This is a genomic window from Pseudomonas sp. RW407 (assembly GCF_003176655.1).
Taxonomy (GTDB): Bacteria; Pseudomonadota; Gammaproteobacteria; order Pseudomonadales; family Pseudomonadaceae; genus Pseudomonas; species Pseudomonas delhiensis.
The window spans coordinates 563,867-588,813 of sequence record NZ_QGSL01000029.1; the positions used below are offsets into that span (position 1 = coordinate 563,867).

The window sequence follows — 24,947 nt, forward strand, 5'->3', positions numbered from 1 at the left end:
GTCGATGACGGTCACAACGGCACCACCGAATCTACCGTCACCCTCACCGTCACCTCAGTGAACGATGATCCGGTGACCAGCGATGACAGCAAGACCACCGCTGAAGACACCCCGGTCTCCGGCCAGGTCGTGGCCAGCGATGTCGATGGCGACGCCCTCACCTATACCCTGAAATCAGGTGGAGAACCGAAGCACGGCACCCTGGTGCTCGACCCGAGCACCGGCCAGTACACCTACACGCCGAGCGCGAACTACAACGGCCCGGACAGCTTCACCGTCGTAGTCAGCGACGGCCACAACGGCACCACCGAGTCCACCGTCACCCTCACCGTCACCCCGGTGAACGACGCCCCGGTCGCCGCCAACGACAGCAAGACCACCGGCGAAAACAGCGTGCTCAGCGACCATGTACCGGCCGCCAGCGACGTCGACAGCACGGTCAACCCCAACGGCTACACCCTGGTCAGCGGGCCCGGCGCCGGCAACGGCCACCTGACCTTCAACGCCGACGGCACCTACGTGTTCAACCCGGGCAGCGACTTCGACAGCCTCGCCCCGAGCGAAAGCCGCCAGGTCAGTTTCACCTACACCGCCAAGGACACCGAAGGCGCCACCAGCGCCCCGGCCACCGTGACCATCACCGTGACCGGCGCCAACGACGCGCCCACCGGCACCGACGCCACCATCACCCTGGACGAGGACAGCAGCCGCAGCTTCAGCGCCGCCGACTTCGGCTTCCAGGATGTCGACCACAACGACGCCCTCAGCGCCGTGCGCATCGACAGCCTGCCCGGCGCCGGCAAGCTGACCCTCAACGGCGTGGCGGTCAGCGCCGGCCAGGTGATAGCCGCGGCCGACCTGGGCAAGCTGGCGTACACCCCGGCGGCCAACGCCAACGGCGACAACTATGCCAGCTTCACCTTCTCGGTGAAGGACAGCAACGGCGCCTTCGACAGCACGCCGAACAAGCTCACCGTCAACGTCACCCCGGTCAACGACGACCCCGTGGCGGTCAACGACAACTACCTGGTCGGCGGCCTGCAGGGCAACTACTGGGGCTACCGCGAAGGCACCGACGGCAGCAACCTGACCAGCCTGAGCATGATCAGCGCCTTCATCGCCAAGACCGCCCCCAGCGCCACCTTCACCGCCACGGCGCTCAACTACGGCAACGGCGTGAGCAGCGACCTGGGCGGCGACCAGCAGTTGCAGAAGTTCCTCGGCAGCGACGCCACCTCGCTCAGCACCGACCCGGCCAATACCTCCGACGCCATCGTCCAGCTCACCGGGCTGGTCAACCTCGCCGCCGGTAACTACACGTTCAGGGTGACAGCGGACGACGGCTTCAGCATCCGCATCGACGGCGTGGAGGTGTTCAAGTACGACGCCAACCAGAGCCCGACGGCCCGCGTGTCGGACAGCTTCACCATCGCCCAGGGCGGCAACCACCAGATCGAGATCCTCTACTGGGACCAGGGCGGCAACGCCCAGCTGAAGGTCGAGCTGGCCCCCGCTGGCGGCAGCTACAGCGTGCTCGGCGGCAGCAGCCTGAGCCACCCGCTGGCCGAGCTCGTGACCAACGAGGACACCGCCCTGACCATCGCCGCCAAGACCCTGCTGGGCAACGACAGCGACGTCGACGGCGACAGCCTGTCCATCCTCAGCGTGCAGGGCGCGGTCAACGGCACGGTGAAGCTGGAGAACGGCAATGTCGTCTTCACCCCGGCCAAGGACGTCAACGGCACCGGCAGCTTCACCTACACCGTCAGCGACGGCCACGGCGGTACCGCCACCGCCAGCGTGACCGTCGGCATCAACGCGGTGAACGATGCGCCGGTGGCCAAGGCCGACAGCGCCTCGACCCAGGAAGACAAGCCCGTCACCCTCAACGTGCTGGCCAACGACAGCGACGTCGACGGCGACACCCTGAGCGTCACCAGCGCCTCCGCCACCAATGGCAGCGTGACGCTGAACAGCGACGGCACCCTGACCTACACGCCCAAGGCCAACTTCAGCGGCAGCGACACCATCAGCTACACCATCAGCGATGGGCACGGTGGCACCGCCAGCTCGACTGTGGTGGTCAGCGTCACGCCGGTGGCCGACGTGCCGCTGCTCAACAGCGGCAGCATCTTCGCCCTCAACCCCGGCGCCACCAGCATCAGCACCACCCAGGCGATCAGCCAGGCCAACCTGGAGACCGAGACCGGCCTGAGCTCCGGGGCCCTGGACGGCATGAACCCACCCAGCGGCGCCCTCACCCATACTGGCAACGTCAACGTCATCGACGGTTCGCTGACCAGCTCGGATTACTCGCTCAAGGCCGGCACGCAGGTCAGCTTCGCCTGGACCTTCACCAACGGTGAAAACTCCAGCAGCGAGATCAGCAACGGCTTCAACGACATAGTCGCGCTGGTGGTCACAGGCCCCGACGGTGTCCGCCAACTGATCCAGGTGACCTCCTCCGAGCAGCGCGGCGCCAGCGTCAACGGCAGTGGCGTACAGACCTACACCGCCACCAGCAGCGGCGACTACCACTTCGACTGGCTGGTGCTCAACGGCGGCGACGCCGACAAGGACTCAAGCCTGAGCCTCAGTGCTCCCACCTTCACCCTGGGCGGCAAGACCTACGGCGCGCCGATCGACGTCGGCATCAACGCCGCCCTGAGCGATACCGACGGCTCGGAAAGCCTCTCGGTGAAGATCACCGGCGTGCCCAACGACGCCACCTTCACCAGCGGCACCCACAACGCCGACGGCAGCTGGAGCTTCACCGAGGCGCAACTGCACGACCTGCAGCTGCTGCCGGCCAGCGGCTACAACGGCACCCTGACCCTGGGCGTCACCGCCATCGCCACCGAGTCCGACGGCAGCACGGCCAGCGCCACGCAGACGCTGAGCATCACTGTCGCCTCGACCACCACCAACTCGTTCTCCGGCACCACCGGCAACGACCTGATGCACGGCTACGGCAGCACCGACACCCTCAACGGCGGCGACGGCCACGACATCCTCTACGGTGGTGCGGGCAACAGCACCCTCAATGGTGGCAGTGGCAACGACACCCTGTACGGCGGCCTGGGCAACGACACCCTCGACGGTGGTACCGGCAACGACCTGCTGATCGGCGGCAAGGGCAACGACACCCTGACCGGCGGCACAGGCGCCGACACCTTCCTCTGGCGCGCCGGCGATACCGGTAACGACACCATCACCGACTTCAAGCCCGGCGATGGCGACCGCATCGACCTGGTGGACCTGCTGCCGGATGCCGCGCACAACGACATCCTCAGCTACCTGAAGGTGGACACCGCGACCTCGACCCTGCAGATCAGCACCACCGGCCAGGTGAACAGCTCGACCGACGTGACCATCAAGCTCACCGGCGTCGACCTCAAGACCTACGGGGCGACCTCGGCGGACATCATCAAGTCGCTGGTGGCCGGCGCCGACCCGCTGGTGAAGACCGAGCACCACTGAGCCCGCGCGGCGGCGCCCCTCCGGCGCCGCCGCGTACCCCACCCCCTGATGGAGACGAGGCGATGCCTTACATCCAGCGTGACGCCGAAGGCCGGCTGATACGCGTCGAAAGCGCCGCCTTCGCCGGCATGAGCGGCAGCCTGGCCGACGGCGACGAGGAAGTGCGCGCCTGGCGCGAGGCCGAATCCAGCCTGCACCAGCTGCAGCAGAGCGACCTGGAGATGATCCGGGTGCTGGAGGACCTGATCTCGGTGCTGATGGCCAAGGGCGTCATCCGCATCACCGACCTGCCCGAGGCGGCGCGCTCCAAGCTGCTCAGCCGCACCCAGGCACGCGAGGCGCTGGGCGGCCTGCACCGGCTGATCGACGAGGACGAGGATGGCGGGTTGATCTGACGCGCAAAATCGCGGACGGAGTCCGCTCCTACGACGATGTGTCCTGGAACCGTAGGAGCAACTGTCTTCTGGGCTCCGTCGTTCGCGGGAGTGACTGGATCAAAATTCGCGTCTCCCATCTCGCCCCATTGTAGGAGCGGGCCCTGCCCGCGAATCGCGCGCAGGGCGCGCTCCTACAGGTGGGACAGCGGTGGTGGGGTGGAGACCTTGTCCGCGACTTGGCGGATAACGCCGCAGGCGTTATCCGCCCTACGGGGAACCCGGGAGCCTCGTGGTTCCGCATCGCGCCGGAGGGTCGCGGGAATGACGGAGGTGTGAGGATGACGCCAGCCTTTCCTCCCGCAGAGGACAGCCCCCCTCTCCCGCTTGCGGGAGAGGGTTGGGATGAGGGCGCTCTTGAGCCCAACGCCTATGTCATAGGATGGCCTGGGCGCCGGCCTTGCCGGCGAAATCGCGGATAAGATCCGCTCCTACAGGTTGCCGGGAAACACGTACGCGTAGGGCGCATAACCGTTCGCGGTTATCCGCCGCCGGCCATAACACCGGGCTCACCCCTTCCCCCACGGCCTCGGCGCGCCGAACAGCTGCCCCTGCACGCCCTGGATGCCCATCCCCCGCAGCACGCGGAACTCCGCCTCGGTCTCGACGCGCTCGGCGATCAGCGGCAGGTCGATGCTGTGCGCCGCATGCTGCATGGCTTCGATGAACAGGCGCTTGTCGTTCTCCACGTCGATGGCGCGGATGTGGCTGCCGTCGATCTTCAGGTAGGCCAGGCCCAGGCGCGCCAGGTTGCCGATCATGCTGAAGCGGCCGCCGAAGTGCTGCAGCGCCAGGCCGTAGCCCAGCTCGCGCAGGCGCCGGGTCAGCGCCTCCAGGGCGGCCTGGTCGGGCAGCTGGTCTTCTTCCAGCTCCAGCACCAGGCGGCCGCCGTATTGCGGGTGCTGGCGCAGGCGTTCGAAGGCCCGGGCCAGGGCGCGTTCGTCGCGCAGCAGCGCGCCCGAGAGGTTCAGCGCCAGCACCTGGTCGTGGCCGGCCAGGTGCGCCAGGGTCAGGTCGAGCATCAGCAGGTCCAGCTGCGCCGACCAGCCGAAGCGCTCCAGCCAGGGCAGGAAGCGCCCCGCCGCCAGGCTGCCGCCCTGCCCGTCCGGCAGGCGCGAGAGCACCTTGTGGTGCAGTACCAGCTCGGCGTCCTCGCAGGCCACCACCGGCTGGAAGTACAGCTCGAAGCGCTTCTCGCGCAGCGCCCGCTCCAGCAGCTGGTGCCAGCTGTGGCGCGCATCGGCCAGTGGCGTCGGCTCGCCGTCCAGTCGCGCCCAGGCGCAGTGCTGCTGGCGCTCGGCCTGGGCCAGGGCCTGGTCGGCGCCCTGCATCAGGCTCGCCGGCGCTTCGCCGGGGTGGAACGGCACCAGGCCGATGGCCGCGACCCGCGGCTGGTCGCTGGCGCCGGTGCTGGCCAGGCTGGCGAGCATGCCTTCCAGGCGCGTGGCCAGTTGCTCGGCCTCCTCTTCCAGCAGCCCCGGCGCCAGCAGGGCGAACTCGCCGCCACGGGTACGCGCCAGGGTGCGCCCGGCGCCCAGGCCCTGGCTGGCGCGCTGCAGCTGCTCGGCCACCGCCTTGAGCAGGGCGTCGGTGCGCTGGCCGCCCAGGCGCTGGTTGAGCCCGGCGAGGTCGAGCACCCGCAGCAACAGCAGGTAGCCGCTGCTGACCTGGTCCTCGGCGCTCAGCCGTGCCTGCAGCTGCAGGTCGAAGAAGCGCCGGTTGCCCAGCCCGGTCAGGCTGTCCTGGTAGGCCTCGTCGCGCAGACGCTCGCTGCGCTCGGCCTGCTCCTGGAACAGCGCCTTGAGCTTCTCCACCATCTGGTTCATCGCCTGCACCACGCGGCGCAGCTCCGGGGTGCGCGGCAGCTCCGGCAGGCTGAGGAATTCGCGGCGGGCGATGGCATGGGACTGCGCCACCATGTAGTCCAGCGGACGCAACTGGCGGCGCAGCAGCCAGGCGCCGAGCAGCGCGCTGGCCACCCCGCACAGCAGCAGCCAGCCGAGGCTGCCCAGGGCGCTCTGCCAGAGCTTGGCGATGGCGAACATCGGGTGGCTCACCACCTCCACCCGCGCCGCCTGGGTCCAGCCGCGGCTGACCACGGCGTCGCCGCCGGCCGCGGGCAGGCCGATCAGCGCAACGAACCACTGCGGCGCGCCCGAGGCCACGGCGTCCGGCACGCCCTGGCGCTCCACCATCACCTTGCCGGTGGCCAGGTCGACCACGCGGATGCGCTCGAAGTAGCCGCTGTCGAAGATCGAGCTGACCATCAGCTCGACCATCGCCGGGTCGTCGATGTGCGGGGTGAGCGACAGCCCCAGCGCCGTGGCGGCGTCCTGGGCGTGGGAGCGCAGCTGGTTGACGTACTGCTCGCGGGAGCTTTCCAGGCCCACCATGAAGCTGCCGCCGAAGGCCACCACCAGGAACAGGCAGATGGCGACCAGGAGTTGTTTGAACAGGGACATCTCGACTCCGCTACTCGCGCGAGGGGAACCCCTCGGCCTCCATTTTCCGCAACAGGTCCTGCCAGCGCGACAGCCGCTTGCTGTCGCCCACCTGCTTGTCCGCGCCGGCGTTGGCCAGCCACAGCCCCTCGCCGTTGAAGGCGTACACCGGCTGCAGGTCGTCGCGCTGCGAGGCCGGCAGGATGCTGCCGATCAGATTGTCCAGCACCAGCGGCACCGCTTGCGGCCGCGGGTAGTAGGTCAGCACCATGTGCGCCTGGTTCAGGCGCAGCGCCTTGACGTAGGTGATGCGCAATTTCTGCGCCGGCACGCCGAGGTGGCGCAGGCTCACGTACTTGGCGATGGCGAAGTCCTCGCAATCGCCGGCCCCCTTGGACAGGGCCTCCACCGGCGTGGCCCAGTAGTCCACCTGGTGCCACAGGCCGAGGTCGTCGGTGAAGCGCAACTGGCGGTTGAAGAAGTCGTTGACCGCCCGCAGTTGCTGTTGCTCGTCGGCCCCCGCCTCGTCGGCCAGCATGCGCTGCCAGGCCTCGATGCGTGCCCGGCCGGGCCCCAGGGGGCCATACAGCGCCTCGGCGCGGCGGGCGATCAGGGTGAAGTCCCAATCCGCCGCAAGCCACCCCGGGAGCCATGCGAAGGTACCGCTCACGACCATGGCGGCCAGCCACGGCAAGCGCCGCCGCAAGCCCCCCATTCGCCCGTTCGACAACATCGTCACTTCCTGCCAGCGGACCATCCGGCGCCCCATGGGGGCCGGCGCCGCATGGTGCGGGCTGGCGCGGGAAAAGGCAATGGCAATATGAAATCATCCGTTCCCCGGAGCGTTCGCGCCAATGCCTGAAGAGCCTGTTCGAGCCGCACCTGTAACAGCCCGGACAATACTTGTCGCCAAATGAAAACAGTCAGGCCGAGGCAACTTCCAAAGCCCTGTCCGCCCGACAGGAAAGCCCGTCCTAGAGGCCGCGGAGCAACATGACCATTCGGTCATGAAATACTTCCGCAAGCACTCATTCATCTAATGCATATACCTCAGAAACTTCCTTAAGGAATTGATGTAACAAATCTGAGCAACTTCACGATTCCTGACTAGGCTAAGGGCCAGGAAATGCTCGCGTTAGAAGTCCGGGCGTTGTTTTCGATCGCTGACGATTTCCGATGTGGGTATTCGTATGGACATGCCGAAACCGAGCCACCTGGCTGCCGCTTTCCGTCCCCGTGGCCAGGCCCTGGCGCTGGAGCCCAGGATCCTCTTCGATGGCGCCGCCGCATCCGCCGCCGCCGACCAGCAACACCACGACACCGACCCGGCCGGCCAGGCTGACGCCAGCCACACGCCCAGCACCCCGGACGCCCAGGCCGCAGCAGCCAAGGCCCCGGGCCAGTCGCGCACCCTGGTGGTGCTGGACAGCCGGGTGGAGAACCGCGAGCAGTTGACCGCCAACCTCGCCGCCAACGTCACCACCCTGGTGGTGGACGCCGGCCAGGACGCCCTGGCCGCCATCAGCGCCACCCTGGCGCAGCTGGGCAAGGTCGACTCGATCCAGATCTTCTCCCACGGCGCCTCCGGCCAGTTCACCCTGGGCAACCAGACCTTCACCGCGGCCAACCTCGACCAGTTCGGCAGCACCCTGAGCGGCTGGCGTGGCGAGCTGCAGGCCGGCGCGGACATCCAGCTCTATGGCTGCGCCGTGGGCGCGGGCTCCGCCGGCCAGGCCCTGGTCGACCGCCTGGCGCAATGGACCGGCGCCGACGTCGGCGCCTCCAGCAACGCCACCGGGGCGGGCTCGGCCGGCGGCGACTGGAACCTGGAGGTACGCCACGGCGACCTGGACAAGAGCATCGCCCTGTCCGCCAGCACCCTGGCCAGCTTCCAGGGCCTGCTGGCCGACGCCGCGCCGACGGTGAGCATCGGCATGCCCGACAGCGACGTGCTGATCGGCGACCAGTTCACCTTCACCGTCGACCTGAGCAACGCCTCCAGCCAGGTCGGCTATGCCCCCTACGTCGACCTGTTCCTGCCGGCCACCGGCAAGGACGGCGACGACGGCATCAGCTTCGTCAGCGCCACCTACCTGGGGCAGACGGTGAAGAGCTTCGTGGTCACCTTCGACGCCAACGGCAACGCCACCCACCCGCTGGCCAAGGGCGCGGACGGCAACCCGCTGGTGATCACCGCCGCCAGCGTCGGCATGCGTCCGGGCGACCAGATGGTGGTGCTGCAGGTGCCCTACGCCAGCGTGTCCCAGGACCAGCCGACCATCTCCCTGCAGATCACCGCGCGGCTGAGCAACCTGGCCGACACCAGCCTCACCGGCGGCAACCCGGACCTGACCATCAGCGCCCGCGGCGGTTTCGAGTACGGCAACGACTCGCTGAACAACCCCACGGTCGACCCCAGCCTGGTGGAGGCCACCCTGCACCCGCTGCTGGTCCACCCGACCCTGGTCGACCTCACCCAGAGCATCGACATGACCGAGGGCGAGACCGCCACCGGCCCCAACTTCACCCACAACCAGACGGTCACCGTCACCCCGGCCAGCGGCCAGACGCTGCACAACGTGGTCATTACCCAGAGCGTGCCGGGCGACGTCCAGGTCACCGCCATCACCCCCGGCGCCGGCGGCACCCTGACCTCCATCACCCTGCTCGACGGCACGGTGCTGACCAACCCGGCGGCGATCGCCGCGGCCATCGCCAGCGACAGCATCTTCATCACCTCCTACAGCATCACCTACGCGACCCTGAGCGCACCGACCACCTCCACCGTCACCTTCTACGTGCCGGAAGTGGGCGCCGACGGCAACGCCGTGCTCGACCCCGCCACCGGCAACCCGGTGACCATCGACTTCGGTGCCCCCAGCGCCAGCGGCAAGTGGACGCCGCTGGACCCGCGCGACCTGACGCCACCGGCCACCGACGTGGACTTCAGCGCCACCGGCGACGGCACCGGCGGCGAGTTCGTCGCCAAGGCCATCACCCTGCAGAAGCAGGCGGTGCTGCAGACCGACGTCGGCACCACCGGCCTGAGCCCGGGCGACACCCTGCGCTACGTGCTCAACGTGGCCCTGTCGGACTACTTCGCCTTCGGCGAGAACATCCTCCGCGAAGGCCAGTTCACCATCACCGACACCCTCGCCGACGGCCAGACGCTGACCGGCCCGCTGACCATGGCCGTCAGCCAGAACGGCGCCACCGGCACCATCAACCTGATCTACACCGCCACCGCCAACGCCGACGGCACCACCACCATCGTCATCGACATCGGCGAGTCGCTGCGCCAGGCCTCGGAGCTGCTCGGCGCGCTGTTCGGCGACCTGGCCTTCGACAACGTCCAGACAGCTGCCACCACGGCGGTGATCAGCTACAACGTCTTCATCAACCAGGCCTACACCTCGACCTACCCGCAGAGCGAGATCAACGAAGGCGACAGCTTCGGCAACAACGCCACCGTCACCGCCACCGTGCTCGAGGACGTCATCAACATCGGCGGCGACCAGAGCGACGGCTCCAGCACCAGCAGCACCATCGCCACCAGCCAGGTGGACATCGACATCATCCAGGTCAACGGCGGCACCCCGCCGGCCTCCGGCGAGCTGCGCCCGGGCGACCTGGTGACCTTCCAGCTGTCCTATGACCTGGTCACCGGCGACTACGAGAACTTCCAGCTCACCGCCTACCTGCCGCTGCCGCTGCTGGACGTGAGCAGCCTCGGCACCCTGGTCCAGGGCAATGGCGTCAACCAGTGGAACTTCGGCGCCGGCGACAGCGACCCGGGGCGGGCGGTCACGGTGTCCGTCGGCCCCGGCAACTCCATCGTGTTCGACTTCGGCGACTACCAGATCAGCCAGATCGCCGGCGGCAAGATCGTCGTCACCTTCACCCTGCGCGTCGGCGACCAGCCCTTCGCCGACCAGCGCTCGCTGGACGTGCTGGCGCAGTCCAGCCAGACCACCACCATCGACCAGACCCCGCTGCTGTCCTCGGACGTCGAGGAAGTGGTGTCCATCGCCGAGCCGGTGCTGGACATCAAGCACGGCGTGGTCTCCAGCAGCAACGGCACGGTCACCGGCACCAGCGGCACCTGGACCGCGCCGGGTACCGGCGGCAAGCCCTTCAGCGGCAACGTCACCGACCTTGCGGCGATCAACGGCGACGTCAGCGGCATCGACGCCGGCGACACCCTGCGCCTGGCCACCGCCATCGAGAACAGCGGCGGCGGCGGCGCCTTCGACGTGGTCACCAGCATCACCCTGCCGCCGGACCTGGCCTTCGTCGGCGGCAGCCTGGCCGCGGCCAACCTGCAGATCTACCGCGGCGACGGCACCCTGCTGCAGCTGAACGTGGACTACAGCGTCTCGGGCAACACCATCACCTTCCTCGACGCCGGGGCCGTGGCCACGCTACTGCCCGGGCGGGCCGGCACCGCCGCCGACAACAGCGGGCAGAACATCGTCGTCATCACCTACGACGTCACCGTCAACACCGCGGTGGCCGCCAACCGCACCCTGCAGAGCACGGCGAGCCTGTCCCATTACGCCAGCGTCGAGGGCGGCAGCGACTTCCTCCCCGGCGCCGACCTCACCGAGCTGGCCAACCAGCAGGTGGCCGCGCCGGTGATCAGCAAGGTCTTCGCCGGCGGCAGCCTGGACGACGGCGACTCCAGCGCCAGCCACACCACCGGCAGCAACCTGGTGGTCGGCGAGAGCATGCTCTACGACATCGTCGTGCGCCTGCCCGAGGGCAGCACCAGCAACCTCAGCATCGACGACCTGATCCCGCCGGGCATGCGCCTGGACACCAGCTTCAACGGCGGCCTGGGCTACCAGCTGATCCTCACCGCCGCGGGCAGCGGCGGCAGCCTGGCCCAGGACTTCGCCGGCAACGTGGTGATCAGCGGCATCGCCGGCGTCGGCGGCACCCTGGGCGCCGACGGCGTCGACGCGCGCTTCAGCTTCAGCGCCTTCGCCACCAGCGCGGACAACGACACCGGCAACAACACCTTCGTCATCCGCGTGCAGCTGGTGGCCAGCAACGTCATCGGCAACCAGGCCAACAAGTCGCTGCAGAACAGCGCCAACCTGCACTACCAGGACCCCGACGGCGACACGCCCAACGGCACCACGCCGCTGGACCGCCAGGTCGACCTCAGCGGCGGCGCGCCGACCGTCACCCTGCGCGAGCCCACCCTGCAGGTCACCCAGACCGTCGACACCACGCCCGACTTCGGCGGCTTCGACGAAGGCGACGTGGTGGACTTCACCATCACCATTCGCAACGGCAGTGGCGCCAACGACTATGCCGCCTTCGACATCAGCCTGCTGGACACCCTGCCCAGCGAGCTGGACGGCGTGACCATCACCGGTGTCATCTACTCGGGCGCCACCAACAACGGCGGCGTCGACTTCGTCATCCAGGGTGGCCAGCTGGTCACCGCCAGCGGCGCCAACATCGACATTTCCAAGGGCGGCAGCATCGTCCTGCACCTGCGCGGCACGGTGAACGCCAGCGCCGCCGGCCAGGCGGTGTTCAGCAACGTCGCCCAGGTGCAGTGGACCAGCCTCGACGGCGCCAACGCCGGCGAACGCACCGGCGCCGACGGCGTGCTCGATGGCGGCACCCTGAACGACTACCGGCTGAACTCCATCCTGCCCTTCCCGGTCAGCAACGGCATCCGCATCTCCCACGTCGGCGGCATGCAGGACACCCCGCCGCCCACCAACGGCAGCGGCGCAACCGACACCTCCGGGATCACCGAGACGGTGGCCGTGGGCGAGGTGATCCGCTACCGCGTGGCGGTGCTGGTGCCCACCGGCGACAACCCCAACTACCAGATCCGCATCGAGCTGGCCGCCGGGCTGGAGTTCATCCCGGCCGACCTGAACAACATCCTCATCGCCCTGGTGTCGAGCAACCTCAACGGGCTGTCCAGCGACGCCACCCTGGTCACCGGCGGCAGCATCTGGATGCAGGGCAACCAGAACAGCGCCGTGGCCCAGCCGCTCAACGCCGACCTCAGCGGCGTGGTGCCCAGCGGCCTGTTCGACGGCAGCCGCGTGACCATCGTGACCAACCCCGACGGCAGCCAGACGGCGACCTTCAACCTGGGCAACCTGACCAACACCGAGACCAGCGACGCCGACATCGAAGGCGTGGTGCTGGAGTTCAACGTGCGCGTCACCAACGTGGCCAGCAACCAGAGCAGCGCCAGCCTCGGGGTGCAGGCCTTCGAGCACGTCGGCCTGCCCGGCGAGGACGTCGACCGCGGCAAGAGCGACATCCTCTTCGAGCGCGTGGTGGAGCCGGGCTTCACCGGCCTGGACAAGCAGGTCATCGACATCCTGCCGGGCATCGGCACCACGACCACCACGGTCTCGGTGAGCTTCACCCAGAACGGCGAGATACCGGCCTACAACGTGCACCTGCAGGACCAGTTCCCCAACGGCAGCAACTACCAGGTGCAGAGCATCCTGATCAACGGCACGGCGCTGAACCTGGCCAGCCTGCCGGCGGGGGTCAGCGTCAGCGCCAACGGCGCCATCGCCATCGACTTCGACCGCCTGGCGGTGGGCGACAAGGTGCAGGTGATCTACACCGTCACCGTGCCCAACACCGTGGTCCCGGACAACGCGGCCAGCGCCGCGGTGCTGACCTGGACCAGCCTGCCGACCGCCTTCGAGACCGGCGGCTGGGGTGGCTCGCTGCCCGGCACCGGCGGCAGCGCCGACGGCGAGCGCACCGGCCAGGACGGCACGGCCGGGCTGAACAACTACGTGCTCAGCGAAGGCGCCGGCCTGGGCCTGGTGCAGGGCACCCTGTGGGACGACACCCCGTCGGCGGACAACAGCACCACGCCCGACGGCACCGGCTTCGCCGGGCTGACCGTGCAGCTGACCTGGGCCGGCGCCGACGGTATCTTCGGCAATGGCGACGACCGCGTGTTCAGCACCCTCACCGACGCCAACGGCCACTACGAGTTCGCCCTGCTGCCGGCCGGCAACTACCTGATCGTGGTGCCGCAGAACTTCCAGCTCAGCGCCACCAACCGCTTCCACGTGCGCATCGATACCGACACCGGCACCAGCGCCAGCGGCCTGGGCAGCGTCAACGTCGCCCTGGGCGAAGGCGCCAGCGGCACCGCCGACGCCGGCTACGTGCACATCAACGAGGCACCGATCAATACCCTCGCCGGGCAGCACGGCCAGGAAGACACGGTGCTGCACCTGGGCGGCCTGGCCGTGGCCGACTCCGACGCCGGCAGCGGCATCCTCAGCATCACCCTCACGGTGCAGCACGGCGTGCTCTGGCAGAGCGCCACGACGCCGGCGCCGAACGCCACGCCGCCCGGCGGCGCCAGCAACACCCTGGTGCTCACCGGCACCCTGCAGCAGCTGAACGTGCTGCTGTCGCAGGTCTATTACAAGGGCAACCAGGACTTCAACACCTTCCGCGACGGCGAGACCCTGACCATGGAAACCCATGACCAGGGCAACTTCGGCGACGCCGACAACGATGGCATTCCCGGGCAGCCGGGGGACGACCTGGTCGACATCGACACGGTGCAGATCATCGTCGACCCGGTCAACGACGCGCCTGTCGCCAACCCCGACACGGCCGACGCCATCGAGGCCGGCGGCACCAACAACGGCACCCCCGGCAGCAACCCCAGCGGCAACGTGCTGACCAACGACACCGACGTCGACATCGCCACCAACAACGACGTGCTGCGGGTGATCAGCGCCGGGCCCCAGGGCGGCAACCAGCAGAGCGTGCCGGCCAACGCCTTCACCCTGGTCGGCGGCACCTACGGGACGCTGGTCATTTCCGCCGCCGGCGGCACCACCTACATCGTCGACAACAACAACCCGGCAGTGCAGGCGCTCAGGCTGTCCGGGCAGACGCTGACGGAAACCTTCACCTACACCATCAGCGACATCGCCGGCGCCACGGCCACCTCGACCATCACCATCACCATCCACGGTGCCAACGACACCCCGGTGGGCGTCAACGACGAAGCCACCGCGGTGGAGGCCGGCGGGGTGGACAACGGCAGCGGGGGCGTGAACCCCAGCGGCAACGTGCTGACCAACGACACCGACGTCGACAGCCCGGCCAACGGCGAGACCAAGGCCGTCACCGGCATCCGCAACCTGCGCGAGTCGGCCTCCGGCGGCATCACCGACGTCGTCGACGGCACCCCGACGGTCATCGCCGGCACCTACGGCACCCTGACCATCAACGCCGACGGCAGCTACACCTACGTAGTGGACAACGACAACACCGCGGTGCAGCGCCTGGTGCCAGGCGACCAGCTGTTCGAATACTTCACCTACCGCGTCACCGATGCCGGTGGCCTGAGCGACCTGGCCGAGCTGCGCATCACCCTCAACGGCGCCTACGACAACCCGGTGGCCAGCGATGACCAGGCCTCGGCCCAGGCCGCTGCCACCAACGACCCCACGCTGGAAAGCAACCCCAGCGGCAACGTCATCCTCTTCCCCAGCCGCCCGGGGCCAGCCACCCAGCCCGGCGGCAACGGCGTGGACAGCGACGTCGACCGCGTCGACCGGCCCAACACCAACCTGCACGTCACCGGCATCAGCTCGGCCACCGAGCTGTCCAACCCCGGCATGACACTGGTGGCCGCGGACAGCACCTCCACCAGCAACGGCACCGTGATCCAGGCCACCTACGCCGAGCAGAACGGCGCCCAGATCACCGACCCGGATTCCTTCGGCGCCCTCACCATAGGCGCCGACGGTTCCTTCACCTTCGACGTCAACAGCGACAACATCACCATCCGAAACCTGCCCGCCGGGCAGACCATCCAGGTCATCTACACCTACGAGATCACCGACACCGAGGGCCTCACCGACCGCGCCCAACTGGTCATCACCATCCGCGGGGTGAACGACCCGCCGGTAGCCCAGGTGGTGGTGGCCACCGCCGTGGAAAAAGGCGGGGTGAACAACACCTCCCCCGGCAGCGACCCCAGCGGCGACATCACCCTCAACGCCACCGACCCGGATGGCGACCCGATCAGCGTGGCCACGGTGAACGGCACCCCGCTGTCGAGCACCGGCCCCACCATCATCGACGGCACCTACGGCACCCTGACCATCAACGTCGATGGCACCTACAGCTACGCCCTGAACAACGCCAACCCCGACGTCGAGGCGCTGCGGCTGGACACCGACCGCCTGTTCGAGGGCTTCACCTACACCCTCACCGACGGCGAGGGCGGCTTCTCCGAGCCGTCCTTCCTGCTGATCGTCATCCACGGCCAGAACGACAACCCCGTGGCCCGCGACGACAGCGCCGCCGCGGTGGAGGCCGGCGGCATCAACAACAACCAGCCGGGCGTCGACCCCACCGGCAACGTGCTGCTCACCGACCCGGCCGGGCCGGGCAACGACAGCGACGTCGACTCCCCGGCCAACGGCGAGACCACCAGCGTCAGCGCCGTGCGCACCGGCGCCGAGTCCGGCAGCGGCAGCGCCGGCAGCCTGGGCGTGGAGCTGCGCGGCCAGTACGGCTGGCTGACGCTCAACGCCGACGGCAGCTACCGCTACCGCCTGGACAACAGCGACCCAAGGGTGCAGGCCCTGCGCAGCAGCGCCGACCAGTTGGTCGACACCTTCACCTACACGGTGATCGACACCGCCCAGGCCACCGACCAGGCCACCCTCACCATCACCATCAGCGGCGCCAACGACACCCCGGTGGCGCAGAACGACAGCGCCACCGCCATCGAGGCCGGCGGCCTGAACAACGGCACGCCCGGCAGCAACCCCAGCGGCAACGTGCTGGGCAACGACAGCGACGTGGACGCCGGCGACGTGCTCAGCGTGGCCGGCTTCCGCCAGGGCGTCAGCATCGGCACCGTGGGCAGCGCCTTCGCCGCCACCTACGGCACCCTGACGCTCAACGCCGACGGCAGCTTCAGCTACGTGCTGAACAACGCCGACCCGCGGGTGCAGGCCCTGCGCACCGCCGGCGACACCCTGCAGGAAGTCTTCACCTACACCCTGCGCGACCTGGCCGGCGCCACCACCACCGCCACCCTGACCATCACCATCCAGGGTCGCGACGACAACCCCCTAGCGCTGGACGACAGCGCCGAGGCCGTCGAGGCTGGCGGGGTGAACAACGGCACCCCGGGCAGCAACCCCAGCGGCAACGTGCTGACCAACGACACCGACGTGGACGCCGGCGACAGCAAGACGGTCGACGGCATCCGCACCGGCACCGAGGCCGCCAACGGCACCTTCACCGCGGTCAACGGCAGCCAGGTGATCGCCGGCCAGTACGGCGTGCTGACCCTCGGCGCCAACGGCGCCTTCAGCTACGTGCTGAACAACCAGGACGCCCGGGTACAGGCGCTCAAGGCCGGCGAGACGCTGGTGGAAACCTTCAGCTACCGCATGCACGACACCGCCGGGGCCACCGACATCGCCCAGCTCACCCTCACCATCCGCGGCGCCTACGACACCCCGGTGGCCAACGACGACCTGGACCTCGCCCTGGCCGCCAAGCCGGACATCAGCGACGGCTTCGACCCCAGCGGCAACGTGCTGGACAACGACACCGACGTGGACGCCGGCGACAGCAAGAACGTCAGCGGCATCCGCAGCGGCCAGGAAAGCGCCGGCGGCACCCTGCAGGCGGTGAGCGCCGGCACCAGCAACGCCAACGGCACCATCGTCAACGGCCTCTACGGGCAACTGATCATCGGCGCCGACGGCACCTACACCTACCACGTCGACAACAGCAACCCGGCCGTGCAAGAGCTGGGCCTGCTGGAAACCCTCAGCGACTACTTCACCTACGAAGTGCGCGACGGCGGCGGCCTGGTGGACCTGGCGCAACTGCACATCGTGGTGTTCGGCCTCAACTCGCCACCGGTGGCCAACCCCGACAGCGGCGACGCCACCGAGGCCGGCGGCCTGAACAACAACGTCCCCGGCGTGGACCCCGGCGGCAACGTGCTGAGCAACGACACCGACCTGGAGAACGACCCGCTGACCGTCACCGAGGTACGCACCGGCACCGACACCGGCACCCCGCCCGACGGCCTGGTGGGTGTGCCGCTGCCGGGCCGCTATGGCACCCTCACGCTCAACGCCGACGGCAGCTGGAGCTACCGGGTGGACAACGCCAACCCCGAGGTGCAGGCCCTGCGCATCGCCGGCCAGACATTGTCCGACGTGTTCACCTACACCATCGCCGACCGCTGGTTCACCACCAGCAGCACCCAGCTGGTGATCGTCATCCACGGCGCCAACGACACCCCCATCGCCCGGGACGACAGCGCCATCGCCGTGGAGGCCGGCGGGGTGAACAACGGCACCCCGGGCGTGAACCCCACCGGCAACGTGCTGGACAACGACCAGGACGTCGACGGCGTGGCCAACGGCGAGACGCGCCAGGTACTCACGGTGAGCAGCGAAACCGGCGCCGCGGCGAATGCCGGCAGCGTGCTGCAGGGCCGCTACGGCACCCTGCTGCTCAACGCCGACGGCAGCTACCGCTACGAGGTGAACAACGCCGACCCCGTGGTCCAGGCCCTGCGCACCGCAGGCCAGACGCTGCGCGAGGTCTTCACCTACCGCATGCGCGACACCGCCGGTGCCACTTCCGATGCGCGCCTGACCGTGGTCATCCAGGGCGCCGACGACAACCCGGTGGCGCGCGACGACGGCAACGTCGCCAGCGACCAGGTGGTGGCGCCCCAGGCCAGCGGCAACGTGCTGCCCAACGACAGCGACGTCGACGGCGGCGACGCCCTCACCGTGGTCGGCGTGCGCACCGGCGCGGAAAACGGCAGCGGCAGCGCCGGCGCCATCGGCCAGGTGCTCGCCGGGCGCTACGGCTTCCTGACCCTCAATGCCGACGGCAGCTACACCTACAGCATCGACATGACCAACCCCGAGGTGCTCGCCGCCGCCGGCCTGGGCCAGGTGCTGCAGGACATCTTCACCTACACCGTCGCCGACCTCGCCGGCGCCACCGACCAGGCCCAGCTGACCATCACCCTGGACATCGCCTCGCCGTACATCCAGCCACCGGCCGGCCCCTACTTCGGCGGGCGCTCCGGCGACCGCGCGCCGACGCCCGTCAACCTCGACCTGCAGCCGGCGATCTTCGTGCTGCCGGAGGTCGAGCGCATCGAACAGCGCCTCATGCAATCCATGTGGCACGTGGATGGCAACCGCGCCGACCTCTTCCTCACACCCGAGGTCGAGTCGCAGTCGGTCGGCGCGGGCCTTGGCCTGGTGCCCGGCCAGTACGTGGCCCAGGCAGTAGCCGAAAGCCGCAAGGCCAGCGAGCAGGAAATGGCCTGGATACTCGGCCGCCACGGCCGGGCCAACCTCAGCGCCGACGGCCTGCTCAGCGAGCCTTCGCTGTGGGCGCCGCGCGCCAGCGACCTGGTGCCGGCCGAGAAGCCCGCGCAGACCGCCCGCGGCTTCCGCGAGCAGCTACGCCAGGCCGCGCAACGCCGGGGCAGCGCCAACTGAATCAGGACCGACAGAGAAAACCACGCATGGATCAAGGAACGCTTATGCCGGGACATCGCCTCAAGGCCTTGAGTGCCATCATCGCCGTCAGCACTGCGCTCGCCGCCTGCTCCTCGCTGATGGAGTCCAAACCCTACGACGAACAGGAAATGCGCCAGCGCGTCATCGACGACCAGGCGCGCATGTACCGCGAGCAGGAAGCGGTGACCGCCCCCATCACCTTCTACGAGGCCGCCGCGCGGGCCCTCAAATACAACCTCGACTACCGCCTGAAGCTGCTGGAAAGCGCCCTGGCCGCCGACCTGCGCGACGTCACCGCCCACGAGATGCTGCCGCGCCTGGTGGCCTCGGCCGGCTACGCCGGGCGCAACAACGACTCCGGCGGCACCTCCATCGGCATCCAGGACCGTCAGGTCTCCCTGCGCCCGTCCACCTCCGAGGAGCGCTACCGCGACATCGACAGCCTGGGCCTGTCCTGGAGCCTGCTGGACTTCGGCGTGGCCTACTACCGCACCCAGCAGAAGGCCGACCAGATCCTCATGGCCGAGGAACGCCGCGAGCGCGTCGCCCAGAACGTCCTGCAGGACGTGCGCAACGCCTACTGGCGGGCCCTGGGCGCCCAGCGCCTGCTGCCGGAGGTGGACAACCTGCTGATGCGCACCCACCGCGCCCTGACCGCCGCCCGCGAGGCCGAGAACCAGGGCCTGCTGCCGCGCCAGGACATCCTCGCCTACCAGCGCGCCCTGCTCGACTCGGTGTACATGCTCACCGTGCGCCGCCAGGACCTGGAGTTCGCCCGCGCCGAGCTGGCCGCGCTGATGTCGCTGCCGCCGAACTCGAAGATGGTCCTGGCCGACACCCGCGAGCAGCCGCTGCCCATGGTCACCGGCAACGTCGAGAAGCTGGAGCAGCTGTCGCTGCAGCACCGCCCGGAGATCATGGAGGAGTGGTACCGCAAGCGCGTCGACGAGAACGACCTGAAGATCGCCAAGGCCCAGCTGTGGCCCAACGTCAGCGTCAACTACGGCTACCAGTACGACTCCAACAAGTACCTGTACAACAACCACTGGAACGAGACCGGCGTGCAGGTCTCCATCAACCTGCTGCGCCTGCTGCAGTACCCGGCGCTGAAGACCGCCCAGCAAACCCAGGCCAAGACCGACGACATGCGCCGCACCGCGCTGTCCATGGCCATCCTCACCCAGGTCCGCGTCGGCCTGTTGCGCTACCAGCTGGCGCGCCAGGAGGTGGAGTTCGCCGACGACAGCCTGCGCGTCGACAAGAGCCTGCTGGACTACGCCCAGAAGGCCCGCAGCGCCGCCCTGGGCACGGAGCTCGAGCTGATCCGCGCCGAGGGCCGCTACCTGCTCTCGCGCTACCAGCGCGAGGCCGCCTACTCCGACGCCCAGGCCGCCTGGGGCCGGCTGTACAACTCGGTGGGCTTCTCGGTGCTGCCGGACAAGGTGGAAAACCACGACGTGAAGACCCTGGCCCGGGAAATCCAGCGCACCCTGGAGCAGGAGACCGGCAGCAACCTGCTGACCGCCAGCAACGGCACGGGCAACAGCACCCTCTCCAGCAGCAACGAAGGAAGCGCCAATGCCGCACAGCCGTAAGCCGTACCTGTCGTTCCTGCCCTGCCTGTTCCTCGCCCTGCTGCCGTCGGCGTTCGCCGCCGACGGCGACCCCGCCCTCCCGCCGCCGGCCGCCGGCGACGAACCCAACGCCATCCGCGTGCTGCTGGTGTCGGACCTGGAGACCACCCTGTCCAGCCAGATGAACGGCACCCTCGGCGAGCTCAAGGCCAGCCTTGGCCAGAAGGTCGCCAAGCAGGCCCTGCTGGCCCAGCTCGAATGCGTAGAGGTGCAGGCCCGCGCCAAGGTCGCCAGCGCCGAGCTGGGCATGGCCCGGCAGAACCTGGCGGCCAAGCGCAACCTGCAGAAGCTCGACGCCGCCGGCGAACTGGAAGTGGCCATGGCCACCACCGAGGTGAGCAAGGCCGAGGGCGCCCTCACCCTGGCCCGCGCCCAGGCCGGCTACTGCCAGATCCAGGCGCCCTTCGCCGGGCGCGTGGCCAAGGTCTACGTCAAGCCGTACCAGACCGTGCAGGCCGGCGCGCCGCTGTTCGACCTGGTCAGCGACGGCGCCCTCAAGGTGCGCCTGAACGTGCCCTCTACCCTGCTGCCGCGGCTGAAGCCGGGCATGCCCGTGGAGGTGGAGATCCACGAGACCGGCAAGCGCTACCCGGCCAAGGTCAGCGCCATCAACGCGCGGGTCGACGCCGTGGCCCAGACCGTCGAGCTGGAGGCGCGCCTGGATGCGGCCTATCCTGAACTGATCGCGGGGATGAGCGGTACCGCGCGCTTCCCCGATGCGCAAGAGTGAGCGGCCATGAGCGAGATGTTCCCGCCACCCCAGCTGCTGCTGAGCCTGGCCAACCTGCGCGACCGCGCCCTGGCCGCGGAGTCGCTGAACGCCCTGGCCTTCTCCATGGCCAACGACCTCTACGCCCTGCTGCGCTTCCACCAGGCGCTGGTGCTGGCCCAGCACGGCCAGCAGCTGGAGCTGCTGTGCATCTCGGGCCTGGCGCGGCCCACCGAGGACTCGCCCTACCTGGTCTGGCTGCGCCGCGCCGGGCGCTGGCTGAGCGGCCAGGTGCAGGACGCCGCGCCGCGCTGGCTGCCCCGCGAGGCCCTGGAGGTGCCCGAGGACATCGCCGAAGGCTGGGCCGAATGGTGGCCCGGCGGGCTCTGGGTCATCCCCCTGCATGACCGCCACGGCCAGCGCCTGGGGCTGCTGGTGTTCCTCCTCGACGAAGCCCCGGCACCCTCGGTGGAGAGCCTGCTGCAGGGCGTTTTCCAGACCTGGGCGCACTGCTGGGCCGCCTTCGGCAAGCCGCGCTCGCTGCGTTTCTGGCGCCCCGGCAAGCGCCAGCTGCTGCTCGCCGCGGTGGTGCTGGCGGTGATGCTGCTGGTGCCGGTGCGGCAGACCGCGCTGGCCCCGGCCGAAGTGGTGTCGCGCAATGCCCAGGTGATCAGCTCGCCGATCGACGGGGTGATCGCCCGCATGCTGGTGCGGCCGAACCAGAGCGTCACGGTCGGCACCCCGCTGTTCGCCCTCGACGAGACCACCCTGCGCAGCCGCGCCGAAGTGCTGGCCAAGGAAGTCGCGGTGGCCGACGCCGAGCTGCTGGCCGCCAGCCAGCGGGCCTTCGACAACCCGCAGAGCAAGGGCGAGCTGGCGGTGCTCAACGGCACCGCGCGGCAGCGCCGCGCCGAGCTGGCCGCGGTGCAGGCGCAACTGGCGCGCACCACGGTGCTCTCGCCGCGCGCGGGGGTGGCGGTGTACAGCGACCCCAACGACTGGCTGGGCAAGCCGGTGGTCACCGGCGAGCGCATCCTCCAGGTCGCCGACCCCAGCCAGCCGGGCATGCGCATCCAGCTGCCGGTGGCCGACGCCATCGCCCTGGACAGCGGCGCGCCGGTCACCCTGTTCCTCACCGCCTACCCGCTGTCGCCGCTGCACGGCGAAATCCTCGAGACCAGCTACGAGGCGCGCCCCGGCGAGGACGGCGTGGCCTCCTACCGCCTGCTGGCCAGCGTCGAGGGCGCCCCGCAGCACGCCCGCCTGGGCCTGCACGGCACCGCCAAGCTCTACGGCGAGCGCGTGCCGCTGGGCTACTACCTGCTGCGCCGGCCCCTGGCCGCCGCCCGCGCCTGGACCGGCTGGTGATGGACGCCGCCCTCGAAGACCTGCCCACGCCGCCGCTGCGCGACGACCTCGACATCGCCGAGGCCGGCACCAACAGCGACGGCGAGCCGGCCTGGGTGATCCACGACAACGTCACCAACCGCTTCTTCCGCATCGGCTGGCTGGAGTTCGAATGCCTGCTGCGCTGGGAGCAGACGCCGCGGCGCATCGCCGAGGAGATCGCCGAGCAGACCGCGCTCAAGCCCGACGCCGAGCAGGTGCTGGGCTTTCGCGCGTTCCTCGAGCGCCACCAGCTGGTGCGCCCCGGCGCCCAGGCCCTGGAGCGCCTGCGCGAGGCCAGCGAGGGCAACCAGTGGCTGACCTGGAAGTGGTGGCTGCACCACTACCTGTTCTTCCGCATCCCGCTGCTGCACCCGCAGCGCCACCTGCGGCGCCTGGCCGGCGCCCTGGGCTGGCTGTTCCACCCCCTCACCGGCGTGCTGGTGGTGGGCCTGGGCCTGCTCGGCATCGTCCTGGTGGCGCACCAGTGGGACAGCTTCCGCCACGACGTGGTGGAATCCTTCTCCACCGAGGGCCTGCTCAGCTTCGCCCTGGCCCTGGTGGTGGCCAAGACCCTCCACGAGCTGGGCCACGCCCTGGTGGCCACGCGCCTGGGGCTGAAGGTGGCGCACATGGGCATCGCCTTCGTGGTGATGTGGCCGATGCTCTACACCGACACCGGCGAAAGCTGGAAGCTGCGCAGCTCGCGGCAACGCCTGGCCATCGCCAGCGCCGGCATCCTCACCGAGCTGGGCCTGGCCGGGCTCGCCACCCTGGGCTGGGCGCTGAGTGACCCGGGCCCGCTGCGCAACGCCCTGCTGTACCTGGCCACCACCAGCTGGGCGCTGTCCCTGGCGCTGAACGCCAGCCCCTTCATGCGCTTCGACGGCTACTTCATCCTCTCCGACCTGCTCGACTTCCCCAACCTGCACGAGCGCGCCACGGCCCTGGCCAAGGTCACCCTGCGGCGCAACCTGCTGGGCCTGGAGGAAGCCTGGCCGGAAGCCTTCCCGGCGCGCCAGCGGCGCCTGCTGGTGGCCTTCGCCATGGTCACCTGGGTGTACCGCCTGGTGCTGTTCCTCGGCATCGCAGTGACCGTCTACCTGTTCTTCTTCAAACTGCTCGGGATCTTTCTGTTCGCCGTGGAAATCTCCTGGTTCATCGTGCGGCCGATCTGGCGCGAACTGAAACACTGGTGGCAGCACCGCGGCGAAGTGCGCCGCGGCCGCCGCCATCTTTTCCTCCTGCTGCTGGCGGCCATCCTGCTGCTGGTGGCCATCCCCTGGCGCAGCCAGATCCACGCCGTGGGCCTGGCCCGCGCCGAGCACCAGGTGCGCCTCTACGCACCCTTCCCGGCCCTGCTGCAGGAAGTGCGCAAGGCCGGCCAGGTGCAGGCCGGGCAGACCCTGGTGGTGCTCGACCAGCCGGACATCACCCTGCGCCTGGCCGGCAACGAGGCCAGCATGCAGGGCTACCGCGCCCGCCTGGCCGGCCTGCTGGCCGACCCCGCGGGCCTGGCCGAGGAAGCCGCCACCCGCCAGCGCTACGGCGTGCAGTTCCAGGAAGCCCGCGCCGCCCGCTCGGAAATCGCCCGGCTGAACCTGCAGGCGCCCTTCGCCGGCCAGTGGCTGGACCTCAACCCGGACTGGCACGGCGGCCAGTGGATCGGCACCCGCGAGCCCCTGGGCGTGCTCATCGACCCACGCAGCTGGCAGGTGGACGCCTACGTCGGCCCCGACGAGATCCAGCGCCTGGGCGAAGGCAGCCCGGTGCGCTTCTACCCCGAAGGCGTGCCCCGGGCGATCCCCGGCAAGGTCCTGCAGATAGGCACCACGCGCATCGGCCAACTCGGCCAGCCGGCCCTGGCCTCCCGCCACGGCGGCCCCCTGGCGGTGCAGCCCCACGGCGACCAGCTGGTGCCCAGCAGCCCGCTGTTCCACGTGCTGGTGCAGCTCGACGAAGCCCCGCCGAACCTCCACGAGACCCGCGGCCACCTGCAGATCGAAGGCCAGCGCCGCAGCCTGCTGGCCGACGGCCTGATGCACCTGGCGGCGGTCTTCATGCGCGAAAGCGGGTTCTGAGCCGCTTTCGCTTCTCGCAGGAGCGAGGGGGGACACTGTGCTCCTATCTCCCCATCGTCATTCCCGCGAACACGGGAAACCAGTGGATTGGGGATTGGTGTAGCGCGCCGCTCCGAGTGCGTTGATATCTCTCGTTTCGCCCCCTCGGGCGAGTCACTTCTTTCAAACGCCAAAGAAGTAACCAAGAAGGCTTGCCCCGACATACGGGCCCGATGGAGCCGGGCT

At 69.4% G+C, this 24,947-nt stretch carries 9 protein-coding genes; 7 read left to right on the forward strand and 2 right to left on the reverse strand.

Features of this window, described 5'->3' with window-relative positions:
* Window positions 1-3,480: tandem-95 repeat protein (locus DK254_RS03480; protein WP_218281393.1), on the forward strand; the 3,480-nt coding region annotated here is incomplete at its 5' end.
* 62 nt (window positions 3,481-3,542) lie between these two features.
* Window positions 3,543-3,875: a tryptophan synthase subunit beta gene (locus DK254_RS03485; RefSeq protein ID WP_109932240.1), complete on the forward strand. Its 333-nt coding sequence runs from the start codon at window positions 3,543-3,545 to the stop codon at window positions 3,873-3,875.
* A 548-nt stretch (window positions 3,876-4,423) separates the two neighbouring features.
* On the opposite strand, the gene lapD is transcribed toward DK254_RS03485, so the two are convergent.
* Together lapD and lapG are read right to left on the reverse strand one after the other, a co-directional pair.
* The gene (gene lapD, locus DK254_RS03490; RefSeq protein WP_109932242.1) at window positions 4,424-6,376 is read right to left on the reverse strand and encodes a cyclic di-GMP receptor LapD; all 1,953 of its coding nucleotides are present in this window, start codon (window positions 6,374-6,376) and stop codon (window positions 4,424-4,426) included.
* A 10-nt stretch (window positions 6,377-6,386) separates the two neighbouring features.
* A complete protein-coding gene (gene lapG, locus DK254_RS03495; RefSeq protein WP_244161006.1) occupies window positions 6,387-7,031 on the reverse strand; it encodes a cysteine protease LapG in 645 nt (214 codons plus the stop codon).
* A gap of 514 nt (window positions 7,032-7,545) precedes the next feature.
* On the opposite strand from lapG, the gene DK254_RS03500 reads away from it, so the two are divergent.
* From DK254_RS03500 to DK254_RS03520, 5 genes are read left to right on the forward strand one after another with little or no spacing between them, the layout of a single operon-like run.
* Window positions 7,546-18,891, forward strand: a complete 11,346-nt coding sequence (locus tag DK254_RS03500; RefSeq protein WP_109932244.1) for a VCBS domain-containing protein — start codon at window positions 7,546-7,548, stop codon at window positions 18,889-18,891.
* A 44-nt stretch (window positions 18,892-18,935) separates the two neighbouring features.
* Window positions 18,936-20,507, forward strand: coding sequence for a TolC family protein (locus DK254_RS03505; protein ID WP_109932246.1), 1,572 nt, complete (start codon window positions 18,936-18,938; stop codon window positions 20,505-20,507).
* Window positions 20,491-21,276, forward strand: coding sequence for an efflux RND transporter periplasmic adaptor subunit (locus tag DK254_RS03510; RefSeq protein ID WP_109932248.1), 786 nt, complete (start codon window positions 20,491-20,493; stop codon window positions 21,274-21,276). Before DK254_RS03505 ends, DK254_RS03510 begins: the two co-directional genes overlap by 17 nt.
* A 6-nt stretch (window positions 21,277-21,282) precedes the next feature.
* Window positions 21,283-22,623: an efflux RND transporter periplasmic adaptor subunit gene (locus DK254_RS03515; protein ID WP_109932250.1), complete on the forward strand. Its 1,341-nt coding sequence runs from the start codon at window positions 21,283-21,285 to the stop codon at window positions 22,621-22,623.
* Window positions 22,623-24,722, forward strand: a complete 2,100-nt coding sequence (locus tag DK254_RS03520) for an HlyD family efflux transporter periplasmic adaptor subunit (protein ID WP_256595792.1) — start codon at window positions 22,623-22,625, stop codon at window positions 24,720-24,722. The genes DK254_RS03515 and DK254_RS03520 overlap by 1 nt, the downstream gene beginning before the upstream one ends.
* Window positions 24,723-24,947: the final 225 nt, after the last annotated feature.

Bases quoted from the DNA above. Each gene is read 5' to 3' on its own strand.
- DK254_RS03500 (WP_109932244.1), top strand. From the start codon at position 7,546: ATGGACATGCCGAAACCGAGCCACCTGGCTGCCGCTTTCCGTCCCCGT.
- DK254_RS03515 (WP_109932250.1), top strand. From the start codon at position 21,283: ATGAGCGAGATGTTCCCGCCACCCCAGCTGCTGCTGAGCCTGGCCAAC.
- DK254_RS03520 (WP_256595792.1), top strand. From the start codon at position 22,623: ATGGACGCCGCCCTCGAAGACCTGCCCACGCCGCCGCTGCGCGACGAC.
- DK254_RS03505 (WP_109932246.1), top strand. From the start codon at position 18,936: ATGCCGGGACATCGCCTCAAGGCCTTGAGTGCCATCATCGCCGTCAGC.
- lapG (WP_244161006.1), bottom strand. From the start codon at position 7,031: ATGGTCGTGAGCGGTACCTTCGCATGGCTCCCGGGGTGGCTTGCGGCG.
- DK254_RS03485 (WP_109932240.1), top strand. From the start codon at position 3,543: ATGCCTTACATCCAGCGTGACGCCGAAGGCCGGCTGATACGCGTCGAA.
- lapD (WP_109932242.1), bottom strand. From the start codon at position 6,376: ATGTCCCTGTTCAAACAACTCCTGGTCGCCATCTGCCTGTTCCTGGTG.
- DK254_RS03510 (WP_109932248.1), top strand. From the start codon at position 20,491: ATGCCGCACAGCCGTAAGCCGTACCTGTCGTTCCTGCCCTGCCTGTTC.